Source organism: Halovivax sp. (genome assembly GCA_007119345.1).
In the GTDB taxonomy this organism is placed as follows: domain Archaea; phylum Halobacteriota; class Halobacteria; order Halobacteriales; family Natrialbaceae; genus Halovivax.
Window position 1 is genome coordinate 1 of record SKPV01000166.1, and the last position, 6,961, is coordinate 6,961.

The following is a 6,961-nucleotide window of genomic DNA, read 5'->3' on the forward strand; positions in this document are numbered from 1 at the left end:
ACCTCGCCGGTCGCCGCCGTTCGAACCTCGCCGGTCGCCGCCGTTCGAACCTCGCCGGTCCGCCGTCGTTCGAACCTCGCCGTGGCGCGCCGTCACTCGAACAGCTCGCCGTGGCGCGCCGCCAGGTCCGTGTACCCCCCGGACTCGTACTCCTCGAAGATCGCCTCGGGGTCGATCCCGGTCTCGGCGAGCGGCGTCACCTCGGCCGGCACGCCCCTGACGAACGACACCGGTGGAATCTCGTGGTTGTCGCCGATCACGGTTCCCGAGGCGACGATGCTGCCGGCGCCCACCACCACGCCCGTGTTGACCGTCGCGTTGAACCCGATCAGCGAGCCGTCACCGACGGTCGCCTCGTTGAGCACGGCGCCGTGGCCGAGCATGACGCGCTCGCCGATCGTCGCCCCGTGGATCGTGGCGTTGTCGCCGACGTGGGACGCCCGACCCACCTCGATCGGTTCGACGTCGCCCCGGAGGACGACGCCCGGCCAGACGCTGGCGTCCGCGGCGACGGTGACGTCGCCGATCAGCGTCGCCTCGCGGCTGACGTGCGCGTCCGCGTGGATCGTCGGCCGTACCCCCTCGAACTCGTACGATCGTCTGTCGTCCATGATCGTGCGCGACTACGACTCCGCGCTAGTTAGTAGCTCGCACGTCCCGCTCGCACGTCCCGCTCGAACGGCTCGCGTCGACGGTCATCCCATCGGCTCGAAGCCCTCGATCGTCCGCTCGCCGGTCGAGTGTCGCTCGAGGTAGTAGGCGACGCCGGGCTGGTGGGCGGCCCCGACGATCGCGTGGACGGCCGGCGCCTCCGTCGCGTGGTAGCGCAGGTAGTCGGCCATCCGCTCGTTTCGGGCGTGGGTCGCCACCTCGAGGTCGGGATCGTGTCGTCGCAGCCAGGTCCGCTCGATCGGCTGCGGAAGAAAGCGCGTCTCGTAGTATCGCTGGAGGGCCGCGAGCCGACTCGGATCGCGAGCGGCGCGAGTGGAGAGCACGAACGAGGCGAAGTCGTCGGCGGTCGAGAGGTCAGTGGGCCCGGTGAGGAACGAGGTGGCGACGTCGCCCAGGGCGGTCGCGATCGCCTCGCCGTAGATCTCCCGACCGGAATCGATCAGCGAGTAGGCGAGGCGGCGACCCGTCTCCGCGGCCGACTCCACGTCGTCGAAGAACTCCCCGAACGCGGCCGGGGCGAGCCCGTCGCCGGGAGCGCCCTCCTCGCGCCCGGAGAGTTCGGTCATCGCCCACCGATAGTCGTCCATCTCACAGACGTCGGGGAAGTCCGCGAAGTACATCGACCGGATCCCCTGCTCGCAGTAGACCGCGGCTCCGGCTTCGCGGAGTCGGCCGACTCGCTCGCGGAGGTAGGCGCGCTCTTCCGGGGTGTTCGCGTGCGTGACCCCGTGGACGACGAACGGCCGGCCGTCGATCGTGACGGTCCGCCCGGGAAAGTCGGCGTCGGTCGAGGCCGGGCCGAGCTCGCGCTCGCGCAGCGAGGTCCACTCCTCCTTCGCGGCCAGGTACGCCTCGTCCGCGTCGGCCGCGCCCGTGAGCGCGACCAGGTCCGCGAGCGACTCGGCCGCTCGAAACGCGGCCAGGCGAGCCCGCTCGGGACGGCTCAGCGGGGACGTTCGGTCCGAGTCCGGATCCGACGGCATCGGCCCGCGTAGGTGACGAACGCGGATAAATCGTTCCGCCGCACCCGTCGGGTCGACGCGTAGACCGCCGCTGCCCGACGTCCGATCGCCGCCCGAGTCCGACGGATGTGCCGGCCGACGGGAGCCGCTCGAACGGCGGTCGCGCCCGGCACAGGTCTTTGCGTGTCGGGGTCGACGATAACTCGATGGTCGGCGACGCGAACGATGCGGGTTACGACGACGCGAACGAACCGGGTTACGACGACGCGAACGAATCGAGTTACGACGACGCCGAGGATCCGGGGTACGACGACGCCGAGGATCCGGTTTACTACGTCATCAGCGACCTCCACATCGGCGGCGACGAGCAGCTCGGGCGGGTCGACTTCCTCGAGGAGCTCCTCGTATTCCTCGAACGCCTCGCGGAGACCGACGAGGAGGCGGAGCTCGTCATCAACGGCGACGCGTTCGGGCTCTGGGAGTTCACCGAACTCGACGGGATCGAGAAGTTGGACGCGCTGGTCGAGACCTACCCCGAACTCTTCGATCAGCTCCGCGCGACCGGCGAGTCCGTCCCGATCACGCTGCAGCCGGGCAACCACGACCACGAGCTCGCCGCCTACGACGAGTACGTCGACCGCCTGGCCGCGTACAACGTCGACCTCGTCCGGACGCTGTCGTTCACTCGGTCGGTCGGCGATCGGACGATCCACTTCGAACACGGCCACCAGCAGGATCCCAACAATCGGATCGAGGACTTCGGCAACCCGCACGCGACGCCCATGGGCTACTTCTACAACGCCCACGTCACGAGCCGGGCCGGCCGGCTGTCCGACCGCGGACGATACAACTGGCTGAAGGACGTCCAGGCGGTGACGCCCACCGAGCGCATGCCGCGCTGGCTCGTCTCGAAGTACTTCTACCGCGAGATGAACCCGCTCCTGCGGTACGCCGCGATCCCGTTCCTGTTGCTGATCAACGTCAGCGTCGTCCTCGCGGTGCTCGCCGGGTTGGACGTGGCCGGCGTCTGGGAGATGCCGGTCGAACGGGCCGACGCGTTCCTCGACCGGTACGGCCTGGCCGGGGCGGCCGTCCACCTGCTCCTCACCGTCAACGCCGCGATCGCCGGGCTGTTGATCCTGGTCGGGATCCCGCTGTTCGTCCTCCTCCGGGACGTCAGGGGGACGGTCGACCGATTCGGCGTCGCGGAGACGGAGCTCACGGTCGATCCCGAAACGCCGTACGAGGACGCGGCCCGCGATGTCTTCGCCGCGAACCCGGAGACGGCCGTCTTCTGTTACGGCCACACTCACCGACCGTCGATGGGCGAGGTCGAGGACCGACTGGTGGTCAACACCGGGACCTGGCTGAAGCGCCTCCACCGACGGGAGGTCGTCGCCGGCCACCTCCCGCCGGTCTTCTATCCGTCCTACCAGCTGTGCGTCGTCCGCATCGAGGCCGTCCCCGACGGCGTCGCGGTCGAGTTCGAGGAGATCGAGAAGCCGAGCCCGACCGCCGAAGAGCTCACGCGAACCGAGCGGCTGCTGACCCTCGGGAGAGTCCCGAATCCCGAGTTGCCAGACCGCGCGGTCGTCACGGCCGAAGTGGAGGAATCCGTTCCCGGCCCGGTCGAGTGAGCGGTTCGTTTCCGGGTCGGCCGAGCGAGCGGTTCGTTTCCGGGTCGGCCGAGCGAGCGGTTCGTTTCCGGGTCGGCCGAGCGAGCGGTCCTCAGCGGTGGTTCTCGAAAAACTCGACCGCGAAGTCCACGAGCGCACGCTGGTCGATCAGTCGACTCTCCGCGGCGCCCACGAGCCCCTCGGTCACCGCGGCGGGGACGTCGTCTTCGAACGCGGCGCCGAGGTCGGTGAAGTCGTCCGCACTCGTCTCGATATCGTTGATCTCGAGTTGTACTCGCTCGCTCTCCCGCAGGATCGGCGCCACGTTCGTCGCTCGTGCTTTCGGGAATTCGGCCCGGTACTCGGCGAGGTGCAGGGAGGTGTTGGTGTCGTAGCCCGTCCCCAGCATGAGGACGTCCCCGTCGCGATCGTAGACGCGCGCCAGTGGGGACCCCTCGCCCAGCCCGTAATCGAACTCGTGATCGCCGACGATCGCCTCCGCCTCGGCGCCCCGCGCGGCGAAGGAGTAGATCGGGTGTCGGCTCCGGACGACGCCGGGGTAGTTCCGGAAGCATTCGGGGACCGCGCCCATCCCCCGCGTCGGCGTGACCGCGGGGCGATAGGGCGGCCGGCGCTCGCGTATCGTCTCCACCCAGTCGTCGGGGACCGGCGGGTCGGACCACACCGCCGGGTTCGAGTACTGCGTCGTGTGGGTCGGCATCACCAGCGTTCCCGACTCGGTCACCGCCTCCCACAGCGCGTCCACGACGGCCGGCGCGTCGCCGCAGACCCAGCCGATCGCGCTCAGCGACGAGTGGACGAGCAGCGTATCGCCCGACCGGATCCCGAGATCCCGGAGATCCTCGACCAGCGACGGGACGGTGACCGGTTCGTCGACGGACTCGACGGCGGATCTTTCGCCCATGGTCGGCGTTGGCGACCCCTCGATTTCACATTTCTGAATTTACCCGTCCGCTCGTTCGTCGACCCGGGGCGCTTCCCCGGCCGCGGCGTCGATCGACGGCCGGTAGCGATTAACACGCTCGGCTGCGTACTCGCCGGTATGAGCCTCATCGCCGAGTTCTCGGTCCGCGCGGACGACTTCGCCCTCCACCACTCGCTGACTGCCGCGCCGGAGATGATCGTCGAGGTCGAGCGCGTCGTCGCGACCATGGCCGACCGTGTCATGCCGTACTTCTGGGTCACGGGCGGCGATCACGAGGCGTTCGAGGAGGCGTTCGAGGAAGACGAGACGGTGACCAACGTCACTGCGGTCGACGCGGTCGACGAGGGTCGGCTCTACCGCGCGGAGTGGACCGACAACGTCGAGACCATCGTCTACGCGTACGTCGAGGTCGGCGCGACGATCCTCCGGGCGATCGGGCGGGACGAGAACTGGGAGCTGCGGATGCGGTTCGACGATCGCGATAAACTGACCCTGTTCGAGGAGTACTGCGACGCCAACGACATCTCGTTCGAACTCACCCGACTCACGGACGCCGAACAGCCGATGGCCAGCGCCCAGTACGATCTGACGCCGAAGCAGCGCGAGACGCTGGTCACCGCCTTCGAGCGGGGGTACTACGACGTGCCCCAGAAGGTTACGATGAGCGACCTCGCCGAGACGTTCGATGTCTCCCAGCAGGCCCTCTCGAAGCGGTTTCACGCGGGCCACCGGAACCTCGTGAAGAGTACGCTGACCGTCAGCCACCCCGACGACGACTACGACGGCGATTCCGGCAGCTGAGGCGTCGGGGGCGACAGCACTGAGGCGTCGGGGGCGACAGCACTGAGGCGTCGGGGGCGACAGCACTGAGGCGTCGGGGGCGACAGCAGGCGGCCACGGGAGGGTGCCGAGCGGCCACGGGAGGGCCACGCGAGTGGTGTATACAACCCGCCGCCTCTTCCGCGGTGAGCCAGTAGGCGAGGTATGGTTGGGCCACAGCAGACTCTCGCGGACACCAGTACGATGCTGAAACTCCTCGCCGACCAGCGTCGGCGCCACGCGCTGGACCTCCTGTCGGCGGCAGACCGGCCGCGTTCGGTCGCCGCGCTGGCGAGCGACGTCGCCGATCGCGAACGCGAGGAATCGGCTACTTCCGTCGAACGGCCCCGGACCGAGGACCTCCGGATCGAACTGTACCACGTCCACCTTCCCATGCTCGCAGAGTCCGGGCTGATCGAGTTCGATCGGGACCGGAAGACCGCGACGCTCGCCCGCTCGCTCGGGACCGTCGACGGACTCCCGTTCTCCCCCTGATCACGTCGGTGACGGGGTGCACTCCGGGACCGCGACCGCCGACCGCGTATCGGGGCGTCGGTCGCGCCCGGCCTCGCACGGTCGGTATCGAACGGGCCGCCTCCCGATATCGAACGGACCGCCTCCCGATATCGAACGGACCGCCTCCTCCGACGTTCCGGCGCTCGTGGGGGCAGAGCTATAGCGGTGGCACGCATACCGCTACCATGTTACCCAGTCCCACGAGCGGGCCGCTCGACGACATCGAGTTCCTCGCGCGGTCGGCACACCGCGTCACGGCGCTCGACGCGCTGGCCGACGGGCCGCGGAGTCGCGCCGAGTTGCAGACGATGACCGGGGCGTCGACGTCCACGATCGGGCGCACGTTGCGCGAGTTCGAGGATCGCTACTGGATCGAACGCGACGGCAACGCGTACGTGGCGACGTCGCTCGGTTCGTTCGTCGCGTCGGGGATGCGCGAGCTGGTCGACCGGATCGAAACCGAGCACAAACTGCGCGACGTCTGGGAGTGGCTCCCGGCCGAGGCGAGCGGATTCACCGTCGAGATGAGCGCGGATGCGATCGTGACGGTCGCGTCCGTCGACGCCCCGTACCGGCCGGTGAACCGGTTCCTGTCGTTACTCCGGGAGACGGATCGGCTCCGCTTCGCCGGATTCGACGTCGCCCTGCTCGAACCGTGCAAAGACGAGCTCCGGCGGCGGATCGTCGACGGGATGGAGACGGAGATCGTCGACCCGCCGAGCGTCGCCAGGTACGTCCTCTCGGCGCACGCCGATCACTGCACCGGCCCCCTCGAGAGCGGCAATCTCACGGTCAGGATCCACGACGACTTGCCGCTCTACGGCATCGGCCTCTTCGACGACCGCGTCGCGATCAGCGGCTACGACCCCGACAGCGGGACGGTGCGGGTGCTCGTCGACACCGACTCGTCGGATGCGCGAGAGTGGGCCGAGTCGACCTACGAGACCTACCGACGCGACTCTCGATCGCTCACGCTGGAAACGGCCGGGGAGTGAGCGCGTCGGCGTCGTCCGTCTCTCTTCGGATCGGTCCGGGAGGCGGACGGGCACCCGATCGGGGACGTGCTCCCTCCATTCCTACCCGGACGGACGCCCGCAGAGGCGGCCTTCGCTCGCGTGGCTACTCGCCCGCCGGCTCGTAGCACGTGCGTGGCGGCGCCCGCTCGGGTTCGGATGGGGATGGCGCCCGCTCGGTTTCGGATGGGGACGGCGTCCGCTCGGTTTCGGCTACGGATGGGTCCGTTCGCTTCTGCCTGCAGTCGGTGACCGGCCGTCATCGTCTGCAACGGGATCATCGAGTGCGCGAAAATCACTAGATGCCCACATACCTCTGGGTCTCGTTGTCACGCGACGGGGCCCACGACTACGGTCGACACGTCCACAACACCGACGGTCGCCGTCCCGTCCGGATTGCGGCCCGACGGCACCCAG

General features: G+C 69.0%; 7 protein-coding genes. 4 read left to right on the top strand and 3 right to left on the bottom strand.

Features of this window, described 5'->3' with window-relative positions:
* Nucleotides 1–92: 92 nt before the first annotated feature.
* Together QZT59_RS11235 and QZT59_RS11240 are read right to left on the bottom strand one after the other, a co-directional pair.
* Entirely contained in the window at nt 93–611 is a 519-nt protein-coding gene (locus tag QZT59_RS11235; protein ID WP_290815921.1) for a gamma carbonic anhydrase family protein, read from the bottom strand.
* A gap of 84 nt (nt 612–695) precedes the next feature.
* A complete protein-coding gene (locus QZT59_RS11240; protein WP_290815923.1) occupies nt 696–1,655 on the bottom strand; it encodes a hypothetical protein in 960 nt (319 codons plus the stop codon).
* Between the two features lie 185 nt (nt 1,656–1,840).
* Here QZT59_RS11240 and QZT59_RS11245 point away from each other — a divergent pair, with 185 nt between their 5' ends.
* Complete coding sequence (locus QZT59_RS11245; protein ID WP_290815926.1) at nt 1,841–3,271, top strand: metallophosphoesterase; 1,431 nt, start codon at nt 1,841–1,843, stop codon at nt 3,269–3,271.
* Nucleotides 3,272–3,362: 91 nt separating this feature from the next.
* On the opposite strand, the gene QZT59_RS11250 is transcribed toward QZT59_RS11245, so the two are convergent.
* Nucleotides 3,363–4,175 carry an aminoglycoside N(3)-acetyltransferase gene (locus tag QZT59_RS11250; protein ID WP_290815929.1) on the bottom strand — a complete coding sequence of 271 codons (813 nt, stop codon included), beginning with the start codon at nt 4,173–4,175 and terminating at the stop codon, nt 3,363–3,365.
* Nucleotides 4,176–4,313: 138 nt separating this feature from the next.
* Here QZT59_RS11250 and QZT59_RS11255 point away from each other — a divergent pair, with 138 nt between their 5' ends.
* The 3 genes from QZT59_RS11255 (at nt 4,314) to QZT59_RS11265 (ending at nt 6,526) form a co-directional block, all read left to right on the top strand.
* Complete coding sequence (locus QZT59_RS11255) at nt 4,314–4,997, top strand: bacterio-opsin activator domain-containing protein (protein WP_290815931.1); 684 nt, start codon at nt 4,314–4,316, stop codon at nt 4,995–4,997.
* A gap of 183 nt (nt 4,998–5,180) precedes the next feature.
* Nucleotides 5,181–5,510: a hypothetical protein gene (locus QZT59_RS11260; protein WP_290815933.1), complete on the top strand. Its 330-nt coding sequence runs from the start codon at nt 5,181–5,183 to the stop codon at nt 5,508–5,510.
* A gap of 206 nt (nt 5,511–5,716) precedes the next feature.
* A complete protein-coding gene (locus QZT59_RS11265; protein WP_290815936.1) occupies nt 5,717–6,526 on the top strand; it encodes a winged helix-turn-helix domain-containing protein in 810 nt (269 codons plus the stop codon).
* The last annotated feature ends 435 nt before the right edge of the window (nt 6,527–6,961 follow it).

Bases quoted from the DNA above. Each gene is read 5' to 3' on its own strand.
- QZT59_RS11260 (WP_290815933.1), top strand. From the start codon at position 5,181: ATGGTTGGGCCACAGCAGACTCTCGCGGACACCAGTACGATGCTGAAA.
- QZT59_RS11250 (WP_290815929.1), bottom strand. From the start codon at position 4,175: ATGGGCGAAAGATCCGCCGTCGAGTCCGTCGACGAACCGGTCACCGTC.
- QZT59_RS11245 (WP_290815926.1), top strand. From the start codon at position 1,841: ATGGTCGGCGACGCGAACGATGCGGGTTACGACGACGCGAACGAACCG.
- QZT59_RS11255 (WP_290815931.1), top strand. From the start codon at position 4,314: ATGAGCCTCATCGCCGAGTTCTCGGTCCGCGCGGACGACTTCGCCCTC.
- QZT59_RS11265 (WP_290815936.1), top strand. From the start codon at position 5,717: ATGTTACCCAGTCCCACGAGCGGGCCGCTCGACGACATCGAGTTCCTC.
- QZT59_RS11240 (WP_290815923.1), bottom strand. From the start codon at position 1,655: ATGCCGTCGGATCCGGACTCGGACCGAACGTCCCCGCTGAGCCGTCCC.
- QZT59_RS11235 (WP_290815921.1), bottom strand. From the start codon at position 611: ATGGACGACAGACGATCGTACGAGTTCGAGGGGGTACGGCCGACGATC.